This is a genomic window from Isoptericola haloaureus (genome assembly GCF_036689775.1).
Classification (GTDB): Bacteria; Actinomycetota; Actinomycetes; order Actinomycetales; family Cellulomonadaceae; genus Isoptericola; species Isoptericola haloaureus.
In genome coordinates this window covers 700,545-718,705 of the sequence record NZ_JBAGLP010000118.1, presented here as the reverse complement: position 1 = coordinate 718,705, position 18,161 = coordinate 700,545, and the positions used below count along the sequence as shown (strand labels likewise).

At 71.5% G+C, this 18,161-nt stretch carries 15 protein-coding genes; 10 read left to right on the top strand and 5 right to left on the bottom strand.

Features of this window, described 5'->3' with window-relative positions:
- Positions 1–56: 56 nt before the first annotated feature.
- The gene (locus tag V5O49_RS13410) at positions 57–719 is read right to left on the bottom strand and encodes a hypothetical protein (protein WP_278236353.1); all 663 of its coding nucleotides are present in this window, start codon (positions 717–719) and stop codon (positions 57–59) included.
- 204 nt (positions 720–923) lie between these two features.
- On the opposite strand from V5O49_RS13410, the gene V5O49_RS13405 reads away from it, so the two are divergent.
- Positions 924–3,491, top strand: coding sequence for an ATP-dependent Clp protease ATP-binding subunit (locus V5O49_RS13405; RefSeq protein WP_332902637.1), 2,568 nt, complete (start codon positions 924–926; stop codon positions 3,489–3,491).
- 268 nt (positions 3,492–3,759) lie between these two features.
- On the opposite strand, the gene V5O49_RS13400 is transcribed toward V5O49_RS13405, so the two are convergent.
- Positions 3,760–4,824, bottom strand: coding sequence for a flavin-containing monooxygenase (locus V5O49_RS13400; RefSeq protein ID WP_332902636.1), 1,065 nt, complete (start codon positions 4,822–4,824; stop codon positions 3,760–3,762).
- 49 nt (positions 4,825–4,873) lie between these two features.
- Positions 4,874–5,554: an HAD hydrolase-like protein gene (locus V5O49_RS13395; protein ID WP_332902635.1), complete on the bottom strand. Its 681-nt coding sequence runs from the start codon at positions 5,552–5,554 to the stop codon at positions 4,874–4,876.
- Between the two features lie 188 nt (positions 5,555–5,742).
- On the opposite strand from V5O49_RS13395, the gene V5O49_RS13390 reads away from it, so the two are divergent.
- From V5O49_RS13390 to V5O49_RS13350, 9 genes are all read left to right on the top strand, one after another.
- A complete protein-coding gene (locus V5O49_RS13390; protein ID WP_332902634.1) occupies positions 5,743–7,356 on the top strand; it encodes a peptide ABC transporter substrate-binding protein in 1,614 nt (537 codons plus the stop codon).
- 67 nt (positions 7,357–7,423) lie between these two features.
- Positions 7,424–8,848 carry a M14 family zinc carboxypeptidase gene (locus V5O49_RS13385; protein WP_332902633.1) on the top strand — a complete coding sequence of 475 codons (1,425 nt, stop codon included), beginning with the start codon at positions 7,424–7,426 and terminating at the stop codon, positions 8,846–8,848.
- The gene (locus tag V5O49_RS13380; RefSeq protein ID WP_332902632.1) at positions 8,845–9,771 is read left to right on the top strand and encodes an ABC transporter permease; all 927 of its coding nucleotides are present in this window, start codon (positions 8,845–8,847) and stop codon (positions 9,769–9,771) included. Before V5O49_RS13385 ends, V5O49_RS13380 begins: the two co-directional genes overlap by 4 nt.
- Positions 9,764–10,651 carry an ABC transporter permease gene (locus V5O49_RS13375; protein WP_332902631.1) on the top strand — a complete coding sequence of 296 codons (888 nt, stop codon included), beginning with the start codon at positions 9,764–9,766 and terminating at the stop codon, positions 10,649–10,651. The genes V5O49_RS13380 and V5O49_RS13375 overlap by 8 nt, the downstream gene beginning before the upstream one ends.
- Positions 10,648–12,063: a serine hydrolase domain-containing protein gene (locus V5O49_RS13370; RefSeq protein WP_332902630.1), complete on the top strand. Its 1,416-nt coding sequence runs from the start codon at positions 10,648–10,650 to the stop codon at positions 12,061–12,063. The genes V5O49_RS13375 and V5O49_RS13370 overlap by 4 nt, the downstream gene beginning before the upstream one ends.
- Entirely contained in the window at positions 12,060–12,620 is a 561-nt protein-coding gene (locus tag V5O49_RS13365; RefSeq protein ID WP_332902629.1) for a GbsR/MarR family transcriptional regulator, read from the top strand. Before V5O49_RS13370 ends, V5O49_RS13365 begins: the two co-directional genes overlap by 4 nt.
- Positions 12,617–14,242: an ABC transporter ATP-binding protein gene (locus tag V5O49_RS13360; RefSeq protein ID WP_332902628.1), complete on the top strand. Its 1,626-nt coding sequence runs from the start codon at positions 12,617–12,619 to the stop codon at positions 14,240–14,242. The genes V5O49_RS13365 and V5O49_RS13360 overlap by 4 nt, the downstream gene beginning before the upstream one ends.
- Before the next feature lie 15 nt (positions 14,243–14,257).
- The gene (locus tag V5O49_RS13355; protein WP_332902627.1) at positions 14,258–14,896 is read left to right on the top strand and encodes an FMN-binding negative transcriptional regulator; all 639 of its coding nucleotides are present in this window, start codon (positions 14,258–14,260) and stop codon (positions 14,894–14,896) included.
- The gene (locus tag V5O49_RS13350; protein WP_332902626.1) at positions 14,893–16,374 is read left to right on the top strand and encodes an amidohydrolase; all 1,482 of its coding nucleotides are present in this window, start codon (positions 14,893–14,895) and stop codon (positions 16,372–16,374) included. The genes V5O49_RS13355 and V5O49_RS13350 overlap by 4 nt, the downstream gene beginning before the upstream one ends.
- Positions 16,375–16,395: 21 nt before the next feature.
- Here V5O49_RS13350 and V5O49_RS13345 read toward each other — a convergent pair whose 3' ends face one another.
- Positions 16,396–17,397, bottom strand: coding sequence for an NAD-dependent epimerase/dehydratase family protein (locus V5O49_RS13345; RefSeq protein ID WP_332902625.1), 1,002 nt, complete (start codon positions 17,395–17,397; stop codon positions 16,396–16,398).
- Positions 17,398–17,480: 83 nt separating this feature from the next.
- A complete protein-coding gene (locus V5O49_RS13340) occupies positions 17,481–18,146 on the bottom strand; it encodes an IclR family transcriptional regulator (RefSeq protein WP_332902624.1) in 666 nt (221 codons plus the stop codon).
- Positions 18,147–18,161: the final 15 nt, after the last annotated feature.

Genomic DNA, 18,161 nt, shown 5'->3' with positions numbered 1-18,161 from the left:
GTGACCAGGCACGACGACGCGTCCCGGCACCACGTCGTGCGTGCGGCGGCGGAGGGTCAGCGGCGCTCGGGCGGCTGCAGCAGGGACCGGATCGGGCGCGTGAGCACGGTGATCCGGTCCACGAGGTCGGCCGGACCCGTCACGACGAGGCCGCGTCCGGGCGTCGCCACGTGCACGGCCACCACGTCGCGCACCTGCACCCAGGTCGCGGCCGTCGACCGGCCGTCGACCGCGTAGGGGGCGCGGCGCAGGTCGACCTCGTCGACCTCGGTGACGATCGCCCGCATCGCGCTGCGGTAGTCCGCGAAGTCGTCGGCGAAGTCCCGGCCCGGCCGGGGGGCCGGTTCGGCGTCCGGCTCGACCGGTGCCGCGATGTCGGCGTGCAGCGGTGCGGCGAGGGCACCGCTGGCCGCGGCCCGGACGACGTCCTCCACCGCGTCCTCCGACACCGGGGTACGGAGCGTCTCCACCTCCAGCGACTCCCCGGCGACGGTGCGGTAGGAGCGGACGAACCGGTCCGACGTCGGGTCGGCATCGTCCTCGCACCCGGTCAGCGCCTCGTCCTCGAGGTCGAGGCCCCAGGTCAGCGGGTCGTCGACCTCCCCGACACGGCCGGAGAACCGCGCCATCCGGGGATCGACCTCCCCGGCCTGCTCCTCCGCCGGCGCAGCATCCCGGCCGGTGTCCTCGTGCCCTGCGTCCCGTCCGACGTCGTCCATGTGGACCTCCCGGTGCGTGTGGCCGCTTGCCCTTACCTTTCCCCCGCCGGCCGGAGTCGGCAACGGGCCACGCCGTCACGCCCCTGGCGAACACGGGCATTCGGAGGCCCTCGGTCGAGTTGGGAGCGAATAGAGTCGTAGCGGTCAGGCTGTCGCCGTCACACCGACGGGGTGCAGGAATGCCGCCCGCATGAGGAGCAGCACATGTTCGAGAGATTCACGGACCGAGCCCGTCGGGTCGTCGTCCTCGCTCAAGAAGAAGCGCGGATGCTCAACCACAACTACATCGGGACCGAGCACATCCTCCTCGGCCTCATCCACGAGGGTGAGGGCGTGGCGGCCAAGGCGCTCGAGTCCCTGGGCATCTCCCTGGACGGTGTCCGCGCGCAGGTCACCGAGATCATCGGCGAGGGCCAGCAGGCCCCGAGCGGGCACATCCCGTTCACGCCGCGCGCCAAGAAGGTGCTGGAGCTGTCGCTGCGCGAGGCGCTGCAGCTCGGCCACAACTACATCGGCACTGAGCACATCCTCCTCGGCCTCATCCGCGAGGGCGAGGGCGTGGCTGCCCAGGTGCTGACCAAGATGGGCGCCGACCTGAACAAGGTGCGCCAGCAGGTCATCCAGCTCCTGTCCGGCTACCAGGGCAAGGAGCCGGTCGCCGCGGGCAGCCCGCAGGAGGGCCAGCCGTCGGGTTCCGCCGTGCTGGACCAGTTCGGCCGCAACCTGACCCAGGCGGCCCGCGAGGGCAAGCTCGACCCGGTCATCGGCCGGACGCAGGAGATCGAGCGCGTCATGCAGGTGCTGAGCCGCCGCACCAAGAACAACCCGGTCCTCATCGGCGAGCCCGGCGTCGGCAAGACGGCCGTCGTCGAGGGCCTCGCGGCGGACATCGTGCGCGGCGACGTGCCCGAGACGCTGAAGGACAAGCAGCTCTACACGCTCGACCTCGGCGCGCTCGTCGCCGGGTCGCGCTACCGCGGTGACTTCGAGGAGCGCCTCAAGAAGGTGCTCAAGGAGATCCGTACCCGCGGCGACATCATCCTGTTCATCGACGAGATCCACACCCTCGTCGGGGCGGGTGCCGCCGAGGGTGCGATCGACGCGGCCAGCATCCTCAAGCCGATGCTGGCCCGCGGCGAGCTGCAGACCATCGGCGCCACCACGCTCGACGAGTACCGCAAGCACGTCGAGAAGGACCCGGCCCTGGAGCGCCGCTTCCAGCCGATCCAGGTCAACGAGCCCTCGATGGAGCACGCCATCGAGATCCTCAAGGGCCTGCGCGACCGGTACGAGGCGCACCACCGCGTGTCCATCACGGACTCCGCGCTGGTCTCCGCGGCCCAGCTCGCCGACCGGTACATCAACGACCGCTACCTGCCGGACAAGGCGATCGACCTCATCGACGAGGCGGGCGCGCGCCTGCGCATCCGCCGCATGACGGCCCCGCCGGAGCTCAAGGAGCTCGACGAGGAGATCGCCGAGGCGCGCCGCGAGAAGGAGTCGGCGATCGACGAGCAGGACTTCGAGAAGGCCGCGGGCCTGCGTGACACGGAGAAGCAGCTCACGCAGAAGCGTGCCGACAAGGAGAAGGCCTGGAAGTCGGGCGATCTCGACACGGTCGCGGAGGTCGACGACGAGCTGATCGCCGAGGTGCTGGCGATGTCCACCGGTATCCCGGTGGTCAAGCTGACCGAGGAGGAGTCCTCCAAGCTCCTGCACATGGAGGACGAGCTGCACAAGCGCGTCGTCGGTCAGGACGCGGCGATCAAGGCGCTGTCGCAGGCCATCCGTCGCACCCGCGCCGGCCTGAAGGACCCGAAGCGTCCCGGTGGTTCGTTCATCTTCGCCGGCCCCACCGGCGTCGGGAAGACCGAGCTGGCCAAGGCGCTCGCCGAGTTCCTCTTCGGCGACGAGGACGCGCTCATCCAGCTCGACATGTCCGAGTTCTCGGAGAAGCACACGGTCTCGCGGCTGTTCGGCTCGCCCCCCGGCTACGTCGGCTACGACGAGGGCGGCCAGCTCACCGAGAAGGTCCGCCGTCGTCCGTTCTCCGTCGTGCTGTTCGACGAGGTGGAGAAGGCGCACGCCGACATCTTCAACTCGCTGCTGCAGGTGCTCGAGGACGGTCGCCTCACCGACTCCCAGGGTCGTGTGGTCGACTTCAAGAACACCGTCATCATCATGACGACGAACCTCGGTACCCGGGACATCGCCAAGGGCGTCCAGACCGGCTTCAACGCCGGCGGCGACCTGGTGACGTCGTACGAGCGGATGAAGGCCAAGGTCAACGAGGAGCTCAAGCAGCACTTCCGGCCGGAGTTCCTCAACCGAGTCGACGACATGATCGTCTTCCCGCAGCTGTCCGAGCAGGAGATCATCGAGATCGTCGACCTCGAGATCGCCAAGCTGGACCGCCGGCTGCGCGACAAGGACATGGCGATCGAGCTCACGCAGGCCGCCAAGAAGCTGCTCGCCGAGAAGGGCTACGACCCGGTCCTCGGTGCGCGGCCGCTCAAGCGGGCCATCCAGCGCGAGATCGAGGACGCGCTGTCCGAGAAGATCCTGTTCGGCGACCTCAAGCAGGGCGAGATGGTCGTCGTCGACGGCGAGGGCGAGGGCATCCTGGGGGAGTTCACCTTCCGCGGGGTCCCCAAGTCCGAGCACGACCGTGGCCCGGTCACCGTCGGTGCCGCGGCGGCGCTGGAGTCGCCGTCCGGCGTCTCGGTCAAGGACCTGCCGCCTACCGGGCAGATGCAGGCCGGCGCGGAGTGATTCCCCGCGTGACGCGCTGACCGCGCGAGCGGCACCGCCTGACACCGAAGGCCCCGGAACCCCGCGAGGGTTCCGGGGCCTTCGTCGTGCCCGGCCGGGGCGGCGCGCCCGATCCCGGGCCGGCCCTCGAGGCAGGGCCGGGCGTCGAGGTAGGCAACCTCTCCGCGAGGTAGGCAACCTCTCTGCGAGGTAGGCAACCGTTGCGCGAGGTAGGCAACTTCCCGGCGAGGTAGGCAACTTGCCGGCCAGGCAGGCCGGGACCGTGGGCTCACACGCCCCGATCGATCTGCGCGGCGACCTTCGCGGCATCGCGCCCGACGCCGTACAGGAATCCGGAGCCGTAGGCGGACTGGAACGGCAGACCGACGAAGAAGAGCCCCGGGCTCCCCGTGGCTGCCCCGTCGACCTGCTCCGGCCACCCGGCGTCGTCGGTGACGAGTGGCTCGATCCACGTGTAGTCGTGCCGGTATCCCGTGCACCAGATGACGTTCGCCACGTCCAGGACCCGGCCCGACGCCGTCATCGGCAGCCCGTCCTGCACCCCCACGACACGGTCATCGGTCCACTCGAGACGGTCGTCGGGTATCCCCCGGATCGATCGGACCAGCTCGACCGGCAGCGGCTGGCCGTGGTCGCGCTCCGCTGCCCGGTACCGCCGCCCCAGCGGACTCCGCATGCTGAGCAGACGATTGCCGATGAACGGGATGAGCGGTGTCAGGGGACCGTTGCTGCGGAAGGGCATGTGGCCGGTGACCCTTCCGCACAGCGTGGTCGGGTGGGTCCGGGAGGTCTCGACGGCGATGTCCCCGCCGGACACCGCCGCGCCCACCACCAGCACCCGTCCGGCGGACAGCTGGCTCGGGCGCTGGTAGTCCGCGGAGTGCAGCTGGACGATGTCGTCGCCGAGCTCGGACGCGAACGACGGCACCCGGGGGTGCCACGCCTTGCCCGTCGCGACGACGACGTGATCCGCGTGGATCGGCCCGTCCGTCGTGTCGGCGCGGAACCCGTCGTCGTGGCGGACGACGCGCTCGACGGTCACGCCGGTGCGCACCGCCAGCCCGTGCCGCGCGGCGTAGGCGGCCAGGTAGTCGGCCACCTCGTCCTTGGTGGGTACGGACTTCCGGTCGCCGGGGAACGGTGAGCCCGGCAGCCCGATGATGCGTCGCGGGGTGAAGAGCCGCAGCGAGTCGTAGTGACGACGCCAGGTGTCGCCGACGCGGTCGGACGCGTCGACGACGAGAGCCTCGCGTCCCCGAGCCTGGAGATGGTATGCCGTGGACAGTCCGGCCTGACCTGCGCCGATGACCAGCGTCTCCGGGCGTTCGGTCATGGATGCCCTCCCGTCGTCCTCCGACGAGTCTCCGACGGAAGCCGTGGGCTCACAAGGCGGCGCTGAGGAGCTCACGGACCGCGGGAGCCAGTGCGGGGACCTCGTCGACGACGGCGACCGCGCCGGCCCGCTCGAGCTCGCCGGGCGGGGCGTAGCCCCACGACACCCCGAGGCAGTCGACGCCGTGGACGGCCGCGCCGTGCACGTCGTGCTCGCGGTCGCCGACCATGAGGACCGGGCCCTCGGCCGGTTCGACGGGGGAGCGGCGCCCCTGTGCGGCCAACGCCGCCGCGATCACGTCCGCCTTGGTGGAGGTGCCTTCGTCCAGCGGGGCGCCGTGGACGCCGTCGACCAGGTCGCTGATCCCGAACCGGTCGCAGATCGGCTTCGCGTAGACCTCCGGCTTGCTGGTCGCCACGAGCAGCGTGCACCCGGCGTCCCGCAGTGCGCGCAGCACGTCCGGGACACCGTCGAACACCGCGTTGTCGAACATGCCGCCGGCGGTGAACGCCTCCCGGTAGGCCGCCACCGCCTCGGCGGTGCGCTCGGGCGGGACCCCGTGGTCGGGGAAGGAGTCGGTGATCGGCGGGCCGACGAACGTGCGCAGCGTGGCGTCGTCGGGCACGGGGATCCCGAGCGCGCGGTAGGCGTGGGCGACCGAGGACGTGATGCCGGGGGCGGAGTCCATGAGGGTGCCGTCGAGGTCGAGCAGGACGAGGGGTGCGTTCACTGCCCAAGCGTACGTGGCCACCAGGTTTCGCCGTCCGGCGGGCGAGACGGGGCCTGTTTCCAGCATGTTTAAGTTTCATGACGTTGTGAAACTTCTGAGAGAACCCTCTTGTGGCACCCGTCGTGTTCCCCGTTGACTCCTCGTCACAGAGACGCGGCAGCCCGTCCGTCCACCACCGAGGAGGCTCGATGAGAACCCGGCGCACCAGACTCGCGACCATCACGATCGCCACTGCCCTCACGCTGTCGGCCTGCGGGTCGACGGACTCGGGCGAGACCAGCTCGGCCGAGAGCAGCTCGGTGGCCGAGGACGGCGGCGGGTCGTTCTCCATGGCCGTCACGGACCCCGACCTGCTGATCCCCGGCCGGCAGAGCGTGGCGTTCGACTTCGCGATGGCCGTCTGGGCCCCGCTGACGTTCCTCGAGCTGGACGGTGAACTCACCTACGTCCAGGCCGAGTCCGTCGAGAGCGAGGACCAGCAGACCTGGACCATCACACTGCGGGACGGATGGACGTTCCACGACGGCTCGCCAGTGACGGCGCAGGACTACGTCGACACCTGGAACACCGTCGCCTACGGCCCCAACGCGTTCGAGAACTCCGGTCAGCTGGCCGCGGTCCAGGGCTACGACGACCTCAACCCCGCTGAGGGCGAGCCTGGTACCGAGGAGATGTCCGGGCTGACGGTTATCGACGACCTGACGTTCGAGGTCGAGCTCGAGGGCCCGGACAGCCAGTTCCCGCTCCAGCTCAGCCAGGCGCAGACGGCTCTCTACCCGATGCCGTCGGACTCGCTGGAAGACCTGGACGCCTACAACACCCACCCGATCGGCAACGGCCCGTTCGAGCTGACCGACGACTACGTCGAGGACGAGCCGTTCGTCGTCACGACCTACGCCGACTACGCCGGTGTGGCCCCGACGACGGACCAGATCACCTTCGTGCCGTACACGGACAACGTCACCGCCTACACCGACGCGCTCGCCGGCAACGTCGACGTCGCCTCGCTGCCCACCAGCCGGATGACCCAGGCCGCCGACGACTTCGGCGACCAGGTGTACTCCTTCGAGGCTCCGGGAATCTCGTTCCTCGGCCTGCCCCTGTGGGACGAGCGCTACGACGACGTGCGGGTGCGTCAGGCGATCTCGATGGCGATCGACCGCGAGACCATCAACGACGTCATCTACGGCGGCCAGTACGAGCCCGCGACCGCGTTCACCCCGGCGATCGAGCCCGGGACGCCCGAGGGCATCTGCGGGCAGTACTGCGAGTACCGGCCCGACGAGGCGGCGGCCCTGCTCGAGGAGGCCGGTGGCTTCGTGGGCACGATGGAGATCACCTACCCCGGCGGCAGCGGGCTCGACGAGTTCTACAACGCGATCGCCAACAACCTGCGGCAGAACCTCGGCGTGGACGCCGTCGCGACACCCACCGCTGACTGGGCCGAGTTCCTCGAGGTGCGCACCAACGCGGGCATCGACGGGCCGTTCTTCTCCCGCTGGGGTGCGCTCTACCCGAGCCAGCAGGCCACGATGCGTGAGCTCTTCCTGGAGACGGGTGGCTGCACCAACTGCGTGCCGTCCTACCCGGACGACGTCGCGGAGGCGATCGCCGCGGCCGACGCCGCGCCGGACGACGGCGGGGAGTCATACGCCGCGGTCCAGGAGCTCATCGTCGAGGACTTCCCGGCCCCGCCGCTGTTCTTCGAGACCTACGGCTACGTGACCAGCGACAAGGTCGACGAGCTGGTCACCTCACCGATCGGTAACCCGAGGCTGACGCACATCGTCCTCGCCGACTGACGTCCCGCACCCCTCGCGGGGCCCGCGTCCACACCGGGCGCGGGCCCCGCCGACAGGAAGAGCGCCCGTGGCACCCATCGACACCACGAAGGACCGGCCCGCCGCCCCGTCCGCGGGACCCCGCCAAGACCTGCACGACGTCCTGGCCCACGTCCGGGGCTTCGCGCCGCAGCACCGCTTCCCGAGCGTCGACGAGATCGTCGAGCGCGCGGACCGGATCGCCGCCGCCCACCCGGACGTGGTCGGACGTCGCCGGATCGGCACCAGTCGGCTCGGCGAGCCGTTGCACGAGTACGTCGTCGGCTCCGGACCCGACGTGCTGGTCATCGGTGGCGTGCATCCCAACGAGCCCATCGGCTTCCACACCGCGCTGCAGCTCCTGGACGATCTGGCCGGTGGGGCCGGCCCCGCAGCGTCCGCGGGTGCCAGGTGGCACGTGGTGCCCTGCATCGACCCGGACGGCGCACGGCTCAACGAGTCCTGGTTCGCCGACCCTGGTGACCGGGTCCACTACGCCCGAGGCTTCTACCGCCCCGCGCCCGACGAGCAGGTGGAGTGGTCGTTCCCTCTGGACCACGGCTCCGCCTACTTCGACCGGTCGATCCCGGAGGCCGTCGCCGTGGCTCGCCTCGTGGACCGGCTGCGACCGGCCATGGTCGTCGGGTTGCACAACGGCGAGCTCGGTGGCGTGTACTACTACCTGGACCGCGACGTCGACGGCGTCGTCGCCGCGCTGCAAGAGCTGCCCGCTCGGCTCGGCCTCCCGCTGGATCGCGGTGAGCCCGAGACCCCCGAGGCCGTCCCGCACGCGCCGGGGGTCTTCCGCACCCTGAGCAGTGCCAGCACCCACGACTGGCTCATCGCGCAGGGGATCGACCCGTCCGGTCACGTCAGCGGCGGGGGACTGGCCGACTACGTGGCCCCGTACGGCAGCGTGACCTTCGTCGCCGAGCTGCCGTACTGGTCGCACGCAGACTCCGACGACGTCAGTGACGCCGGGGTGCCGTACTCCGAGGTCCTGCGGCGCAAGGCCGACGACCTCACCGAGCTCGGCGCCGTGCTGACCGACGCCTTGGACCGGGCGCGCCCGCACATGCAGATCGACTCGCCGCTGCGGCGGGCCAGCGAGGTCTTCGTGCCCCACATGGCCCGCGCCGGCCAGACGGAGCGGGACCGCGCCGCGACGGTCGACCCGAGGCGCAACGCCACCGTCGCGGAGGTGTTCTCCAACGGGGACCTCGTGCGCTGCTTCCGCCTCCGTTACGGCTCCATGCTCCACCGGGCGCTCACCGCGGAAGTCGTGGCAGGGACCGCGACCCCGCAAGTGCGCGCCGCCCGCGACGAGCTCGACCGCCACCTCGAGGACTGGTACGCCGAGGCGAGCTCGGTCACGGGGTTGACGACCTGGCCGATCGAACGGTTGGTGGCCGTGCAGTACGCCAGCACGGTCCTCGTCGCTGCGGCTGCCGTGCGCGAGCGGGGCCGGCCATGATCCGGTTCCTCTCGAGACGGGTCGTCGAGCTCGTCATCGTCTTCCTCGGCGTCACCTTCATCGTGTATGCGATGGTGTTCACCCTGCCCGGCGACCCGATCGCGGCACTCGGTGGCGACCGGCCGCTCCCGGAGAACGTCGTCGCGCAGCTGCGGGCCGAGTACCACCTGGACCAGCCGCTGTGGCAGCAGTACCTGCACTACCTCGGCGGCGTGGTCACCGGGGACCTCGGCACCACGTTCACCGGCCGCCCGGTGTCGGAGGCGATGGCGTCGCGCTGGCCGGTGACCATCACGCTGGCGCTCAGTGCGTGGGTGCTCGAGATGATCGTCGGCGTCCTGCTCGGACTGGCTGCGGGTCTGCGCCGCGGGAGCGTCCTCGACCGCGGCGTCCTCCTGGGCACGGTGCTGGCGACCTCGATCCCGGTGTTCGTGCTCGGCGTCTCCGCCCAGCTCGTCTTCGGCCTCGAGCTCGGGTGGTTCCCGATCGCGGGCACCTCCGAAGGATGGCCGGCCTCATACGTGCTTCCCGCGGCGATCGTCGCGCTGTACGGGCTGTCGAGCGTGTCACGGCTCATGCGTGGCAGCGTCGCCGACACCATGCGCAGCGACTTCGTGCGGACGCTCGTCGCCAAGGGCATTCCGCGGCACGACATCGTCGGCGTGCATGTCATGCGCAACTCGGCCGCGCCGGTGCTGACGTTCCTCGCGATCGAGCTGGGCTACCTCCTCGGGGGCACCGTGGTGATCGAGGGGATCTTCAACCTGCCGGGCATCGGCCAGCTGCTCTTCGAGTCCATCCGCACCCACGAGGGTCCCACCGTCGTCGGCGTCACCACCGCGTTGATCGTCGTCTTCCTCGTCACCAGCGTGCTGGTCGACGTGCTGTCCTCCCTGCTCGACCCGAGGATCCGTCATGAGTGAGCACATCGCCGCCACCGAAGCCCCTGTCGTCGCCGCCCGAGGGGTCTGGCCCACCGTCCGCCGTCGTCCGCTGTTCTGGACCTCGCTGGCCGCGCTCGGACTGCTGCTCCTCGTCGCCGCGTTCCCGGGGCAGATCGCCGCGCTGTTCGGCCAGCCGGATCCCCGGGCGTGCGACCTGTCCCTGTCCGGGCAGCCGCCCGGTGACGGGCATCCGTTCGGCACCGACATCCAGGGATGCGACGTCCTGGCCAACGTGCTCTTCGGCACCCGGACGTCCCTGTTCATCGGGCTGACGACGACGGCGCTCTGCCTGGTCGTCGCCCTGGTGCTCGGCACCGTGGCCGGCTACTTCGGTGGTCCGGCAGACCGGGTGATCGCACGTCTGACCGACGTGTTCCTCGGCTTCCCGTTCCTGCTCGGCGCCATCGTGGTGCTGAACAGCGCGCCCGAGCGCACACCGCTGCTCGTCGCTGTCGTCCTGGCGTTCTTCTCGTGGCCCACGCTCGCACGGCTCGTCCGCGGGTCCGTCCGGTCCGTGCGGGAGGCGGAGTTCGTCCAGGCGGCGCACGCACTGGGCTTCTCGCACACCCGGATCGTGCTGGGGCACGTGCTGCCGAACTCGCTCGGTCCGGTGCTGGCGATCGCCACGACCATGGTCGGGGGCGTCATCGTCGCGGAGTCGACCTTGACCTTCCTGGGGGTCGGGCTGGTCCAGCCGACCATCTCCTGGGGCCTGCAGCTGTCCACCGCCCAGACGTACTTCCAGATCGCCCCCCACACACTGGTCTTCCCCAGCCTGTTCCTAACCGTCACGGTCGTCAGCCTCATCATGCTCGGCGACATCCTGCGTGACGCCCTCGATCCGAAGGGACGTTCATGAGTGCCGCACCCGACGCCGTCCTGCGCAGCATCGCGCCCTACCTCGCCGAGTGGGCCACCTTCCACGCCGACTATCGCGGTGCACCGGGCCTGCAGCTCGCGGTGGCGCACCGCGGTGAGATCCTGCTCGACGTCGCCTGGGGGCTTGCGAACGTGGAGACCGACGAGCCCTTGACCACCGAGCACCTGTTCCGCGTCGCCTCGCACTCCAAGACCTTTACCGCGGTGATCGTCATGCGGCTCGTGGAGTCGGACCTGCTGCGCCTCGACGACCGGCTCGGGGAGCTGGTCGCCGACCTCGCCGGGACGGAGGCCGCCGAACTCACCGTCCGTGAGCTGCTGGGCCACCAGGGCGGCGTGATCCGCGACTCGTCCGACGGTGATTTCTGGCAGCGGAACCGGCCGTTCCTCGACCGCGACGAGCTGCTCGAGGTAGTGAGGCGCGAGGGGATCGTCTACGCGCCGAACCACACCTTCAAGTACTCCAACGTGGCCTACGGGCTCCTCGGTCTCGTCATCGAGCGCGTGACCGGCCTGTCGTACACCAAGGTCTCGGACGAGATGATCGTCGGTCCGCTCGGCCTGCGGCGCAGTGGGCCCGAGTACGACGCCGACCGAGCCGCCGAGTACGCCGCCGGGCACACCGGACGGACAGCGCACGACGACGGACGGCGCGTGATCCAGCACGTCGACACCCGAGCGCTCGCGGCGGCCACCGGCTGGTACTCCACGGCGCGCGAGATGGCCGTCTTCGGGTCGGCGCACGTGCTCGGCGACGAGTCTCTGCTGGCAGACTCCAGCAAGCGGCTCATGCAGCGCACGGAGTCGGTCGTCGAGGCGCGGGGCCGGGAGATCGGCCGCTACGGGCTCGGGCTCGATCGTCGCCGGATCGGCGAGCGCGAGCTGGTGGGGCACTCCGGCGGATATCCGGGGCACATCACGCGGACCTGGATCGACCCCGACGACGGGCTGGTCGTCAGCGCCCTGACCAATGCCATCGACGGTCCCGCGGACCCGATCGCCACCGGGGTCGTCCAGATCGTCGACCTGGCGTTGCAGGCTGCTGCCGAGGAGTCCGGCCCGGTGCCCGTGGACGCGCCGGTCGGCCGGTACGCCAACCTGTGGGGGGTGAACGACGTCGTCGACCTCGGCGGGATCCTGCACGTGGTCGACCCCCGCCAGCCGGAGCCAGCCGCGGCTCATCAGCGTCTGCTGGCACCGAAGGACCGGCTCGTGCTCGAGCCCGTGCCTGGCTTCGGCGCCACGGGCGAGGCCGTGGCCGTCGAGCGGGACCGCGACGGGGTGGTCGCGGCCGTCAGGCTCGGTGCCATGACGGCGTGGCCCATGGAGACCTACCGCGCGGCGTTGGCCTCCGAGGATCCCGGCGCGAGGCTCGGGAGAATGTCGCTATGACGACCGACGACGTGCGTTCCTCCGACCAGCCTGACGACGGCGCCGTGCCCCCGGCGTCTGATGCCCTCGACGCCGAGCGGCTCGAGTTCATCGAGAACTTCGCCTCCGCCTGGGAGGCGCAGAACGGTGCCCGGATGGACGGAAGGGTCCTGGGTCTGCTGCTGATCTCCGACGAGCCGTTCATGTCGTCGGCACGGATCGCCCGACTGCTCCACGCCAGCGCGGGTGCCATCTCGATGTCGACGCGCGCCCTGGTGACCGTCGGCTTCATCGTCCGCCACACCGTGCCGGGGGAGCGGCGCCACTACTTCAGGGTGGAAGACGACGTCTGGGGTGCGTTCCTGGCGGGAGAGCGGGAGTACCTGCGCCGCATGGCGGCCGTGATCCGGTCCGGGCTGCAGATGGAGGCGGGTCGGCGCGAGGGCCCGCACACCCGGCTGACCAATGCGAACCGCTACATGACCTGGTTGGAGGGGTACCACCGCAAGATGCTGGAGGACTGGTACGCGTACCGCGACCAGGTCGAGGCGGGGACCGACCCTGAGGAGCTGCCATGACCCCGCCCGTGCTCTCGATCGACGGACTGACCGTCGATTTTCACACCTCCGACGGCACGGTGGTGCCCGCCGTGCGCGACGTCTCGCTGGACGTCGGCGTCGGCGAGGTCGTCGCCGTCGTCGGCGAGTCCGGGTCGGGCAAGTCGGTGACCGCGATGAGCGTGCTCGGTCTGCTGCCGCCGAACGCCCGCACGTCGGGCAGCATCCGGCTAGCGGGCACGGAGCTCGTCGGTGCGGACGCGGCGCAGCTGGCGTCGGTGCGGGGGCGCCGGGTGGCCATGGTGTTCCAGGACCCGTTCGGGTCGCTGGACCCGGTCTTCACCGTCGGTTTCCAGATCCGCGAGGTGCTGCGCCGGCACCGGCCAGAGATGTCGCCCGCCGAGCGTCGAGCCCGGGCCGTGGACCTGCTCCGCCTGGTCGACGTCCCCGAGCCGGAGTCCCGCGTGCGTGCCTACCCGCACCAGCTTTCCGGCGGCCAGGCCCAGCGGGTCGTGATCGCCATGGCCCTGGCCTGCGACCCCGAGGTGCTCATCGCCGACGAGCCGACCACGGCGCTCGACGTCACCGTGCAGCGAGAGATCCTCGACGTGCTGCTGCGGCTGCGTGACACGGCTGGCGTGGCCGTCCTGCTCATCACCCACGACATGGGTGTGGTCGCCGATGTCGCCGACCGTGTCGTCGTCATGCGGCACGGGGTGGTCGTGGAGACCCAGGACGTCGGCTCCCTGTTCGCCACCCCACGGGCCACCTACACCCGTGAGCTCCTCGCCGCGGTCCCGCGGTTGGAGGCCACGCACCGGCCCGAACCCGAGGCGGCCGGTGCCGTGCTCTCGGTGGAGGGACTGGTCGTGGAGTACCAGCGCCGACGGCGGACGACCCGGGCCGTGGACGGTGTCGATCTGGAGATCGCCTCGGGCAGCGTGCTCGCGCTCGTGGGGGAGTCGGGGTCCGGGAAGTCGACGATCGGCAAGGCGATCACGGGGCTCGCCCCGGTGCACTCCGGTTCGGTCGTCGTCGACGGGGTGGATGCGGTCGACTCGCCCCGGCGGACGCTGCGTACGCTGCGCCGACGCATCGGTGTGGTGTTCCAGAACCCGCTCGGCGCGCTCGACCCGCGGCATACGATCGGTGAGGCGGTCGGTGAACCGCTGCGTGTGCACCGGCGGATGCGTGGGGCGGCGCTGGACCGACGGGTCGGCGAGCTGCTCGACGCCGTCGAACTGCCAGGGCCCTGGGCGGGGCGGTTCCCGCACGAGCTCTCGGGCGGTCAGCGTCAGCGCGTCGCCATCGCTCGGGCCATCGCCCTGGACCCGGTGCTGCTGGTCGCGGACGAACCCACCAGCGCCCTGGACGTGTCGGTGCAGGCCACGGTGCTCGACCTGTTCCGCCGCATCCAGCGCGAGCTGCGCTTCGCCTGCTTGTTCATCAGCCACGACCTCGCGGTGGTCGACGAGCTCGCCGACCAGGTCGCCGTCATGCACCAGGGGCGCCTCGTGGAGACGGGTCCCCGGGTCGACGTGCTGACCCGGCCGACCGAGGACTACACGCGGCGTCTGCTGGATGCCGCACCTGTGCCCGACCCCGCCCGGTCTCGTCGCGCCACCGCGCGGCTGGCGGGCTGACCACGGAGGAACCGCATGCGACACACCCCGCACTACGTCCTGGACGACGTCGAGGAAATCCGCCGCCTGGTCCGCGACAACCCGTGGGCGACCTTCGTGTCGGCGACCTCGCAGGGCATCGTGGCCTCGCACTACCCGATCCTGCTGGACGAGCAGGCCGACGAGCTCACCGTGCTGAGTCATGTGGGCCGACCCGACGACGAGCTGCTCGAGCTGGGCTCGCACGAGATGCTGATCGTCGTCCAAGGGCCGCACGGGTACGTCTCGCCGAGCTGGTACGGCGACGCTTCGCTGATCCCGACGTGGAACCACGTCACCGCCCACCTGTACGGCGTGCCGGAGATCCTCGACCCCGAGGAGAACTACGCCACGCTGTCCCGGCTGGTCGACACCTTCGAGCGACACGTGGCACACCCGCGCAGCCTCTCGGCCGACCCCACCTTCTCCCGCGGGGCCGCCCGCGGCACCGTCGGGCTGCGCATGCGGGTGTCGCGGTTCGACGCCCGGCTCAAGCTCAGCCAGAACAAGGCGCCCCAGGTGCGCGAGCGCATCCAGGACGCCCTGCACCATGACGGTCCGTACGCCAACCCGGCGCTCGCGGCGGAGATGGCGCGGGTGCCGGCCCTGCCCCGCGACGCCGAGGGGGCCGAGTGAGCCACGCGGGACGCCCGGCCACCGAGCGGCTCGTGCTCGGCAGGGTCCGCGTCCACGGCCGCGGTGACGCGATGCGCGACGTCGTCCTCGCCGGTGGCCGGGTAGAGCGGTTCACAGCGCCGGGACAGGTGCGCGACGCCGAACGGATCGACTGCGACGGCGCCACCCTGATGCCCGGACTGTGGGACCACCACGTCCACATGGAGCAGTGGGCCCTGGCCCGGCGCAGGCTCGACCTGTCCGGGACCGGCAGCGCTGCCGAGGCGGCCGCCGTCGTGCAGGCCGCGTTGGCCGATCCGCCCGCCGAGCTGGGTGCCGCCGAGCTGCTCGTCGGCTACGGGTTCCGGGACGGGCTCTGGCCGGACGTACCGCACGCCACCTTGATCGACGCCGACCGGCCGGTCGTCCTGATCAGCGGTGACCTGCACTGCACGTGGATGAACTGCGCCGCGATGTCGGTCCTGGGAGTCGAGGGTGCCTCCACGGGAGTGCTGCGCGAGGACGAGGCGTTCGCCGTCAACCGGGTCGTCTCGCGGGTGGACACCACGACCATGGACCGCTGGGTCCACGACGCGGCCCGGGCAGCGGCCGCCCGGGGCGTGGTCGGGGTCGTCGACCTCGAGATGGACGGTGCCGTGCCCGCCTGGGAGCGCCGAGCGTTGGCGGGACGGCCACCGGTCCGCGTCCGCGCGGGGGTCTACCCGGACCAGCTCGACGCCGAGGTGGCGCGGGGGATGCGCACAGGCCGTCCGCTCGACGCCGCCGGGCGTGTCGAGGTCGGCCCGCTGAAGATCGTGGCCGACGGGTCCCTGAACACAAGAACCGCCTGGTGCCACGACCCCTATCCGGGCACCGACGGGTTCGGTCGGCCCTCGCTGGCGCCGGAGGAGCTCGAGGAACTACTGGTGCGCGGCGGCGAGGCGGGGTTCGTCCCGGCGATCCACGCCATCGGCGACCGTGCCCTGACGGTCGCGCTCGACGCCGTCCAAGCTGTCGGCTGCAGGGGGTCGATCGAGCACGCCCAGCTCGTCACCGAAGCCGACGTGGCACGCATGGCCCGGCTCGGGATGGTCGCCAGCATCCAGCCCGAGCACGCGATGGACGACCGCGACGTCGCCGAGCGGCACTGGGCGGGACGTGAAAACCGCGCGTTCGTCGTCGGATCGCTGGCCCGGGCCGGCGTCCCGCTCGCGCTCGGGTCCGACGCACCGGTGGCGCCGCTGGACCCGTGGGTGTCGTTGGCGGCCGCCGTCGACCGCTACCGCGACGGGCGCGAGTCGTGGCAGGCGCAGGAGGCGATCTCGGTCGAGTCGGCTCTGGCCGCCTCGACGTCCACCGGCGGGGTGGTCGCGGTCGGGGACTCGGCCGACCTGGTGGTTGTGCCCGACGACCCGACCCGACTGTCCGGCGCGGCGTTGCGCTCGACTCCGGTCCTGCTCACCCTGTGCGGCGGCGAGGTCACCGCGGACCTGCGGTGAGCGCCGGTCTGCATCCAGCGCTCAGATCGCCCCGGCGTGCGCCACGAGCCGGTCGAACCCCGCGTCCAGCACGGGGTCGGTCTCCCGCGCGGCGGCGTGGGCGTCGAACCAGGCGATCTGCTCGTGCGCGGCCTCGTCGTAGGTGATCGTCGTGGCGAACTCGGGCACGAGCGCCTGCAGCTTGGCGCAGTCGAAGACCATCGAGTGGGCCTTGTCGCCGAGCAGGCCGGGCCCGACGTCGGGCAGCACGTGGGCGATCGTCTCGGAGGCGACGTGCACGATCTCGGGGTCGGGCACCCCGGCCGCGGCGGCGAGCCACGTGTAGATCTGGTTCCAGGTGGGTGCGTGCGTGCCCATGATCTGGAAGGTGTCGCCGATCGCGTGCGGGTGGCCGAGCAGGCCGACGAACCCGACGGCGAAGTCCTCGGTGTGGGTGAGCGTCCACAGGCTGGTGCCGTCCCCGGGGACGACGACGGGACGTCCGTCGCGCATCCGTGCCACGTCGGTCCAGGCGCCGAGGGTCGGCAGCAGCGTGCGGTCGTAGGTGTGGCTGGGCCGCACGATCGTGGCGGGGAAGGCGTTCTCGCGGTACGCGCGCACGAGCAGGTCCTCGCCGGCGATCTTGTCGCGCGAGTAGGCCCAGTACGGGTTGCGCAGCGGGGTCGACTCGGTGACGGGCAGCCGGGAGGGGGGCGTCTGGTAGGCCGAGGCGCTCGAGACGAACACGTACTGGCCGGTGCGGCCGGTGAAGCGGGCGATGTCGCGGGCGACGTGGTCCGGGGAGAACGCGCGGAACTGGGCGACGACGTCGAAGTCGCGGCCGTCCAGCACGGCGTCCACGGCGGCGTCGTCGGTGACGTCCGCGGCGAGCTGCTCGACGTCGGCCGGCAGCTCGCGGTGCGTGGAGCGGCCCCGGTTGAGCACGGTCACGCGGTGCCCCCGGGCGACCGCCCGGCGCACGGAGGCGGCGCTGATGATGCCGGAGCCGCCGAGGAACAGGATGTCGAGCGGGTTGCGGGTCATACGGCTCATGCTGCCCGACGGCGGTGGGCCCCGCCGGGCGGCCGACGACGCGGACGGTCAGGGATCGGCTGCGGACGGCCGACTCAGCGTGACGCCGGTCCGGAGACGGTCAGGCCGGGCGGCAGGTGCTGCGGCAGGACCTCGGTGAGCGCACGGATCCGGCGGTCGCGGGACGGGCCGGTCATCCGCTCGACCGGGGCGGTGATCGACACCGCGGCGACTGGCCGGTCGCCGCGCAGCACCGCGACGGCGGCGCACGCGATCCCCGGCTCGGTCTCCTCGGTCTCGGTGGCGACACCGGCGGCGGGGGCGGCGAAGGCCCGGCCCAGCGCCGTGGTCTCCGCGGGCCGGCGCCGTCCGACGGCGGACCACACCCGGACGGCACGCTGCGGCTCGACCTTGTCGAGGTAGACCACCTCCTGGCCGGCGAGCACGCCGAGGTGCACGAGCTCGTCGACCTCGTCGCGCAGCGCCTCGAGCGCGGGACGCAGCAGCGCGGGCAGGTTCTCCTCGGCGAGGTAGCTGCTGCTCAGGGCGAGCACGGCGGGCCCGAGGCGGTAGCCGCCGTCGTCGGACTGCTCGGCGTACCCCCGGTGCCGCAGCGCGGACAGCGTGCGGTGCAGGGTCGACTTGTTCACGCCGACGTCGGCGGCGAGCCGGGCGAGCGTGGTGCCGGCCGCACCGGCGCGGCCGAGGGCGTCGAGGGTGAGCAGCGCCTTGTCGACGCTGCCGAGGGGGCTGGGTTCCATCGAGGCCGTCCGGTA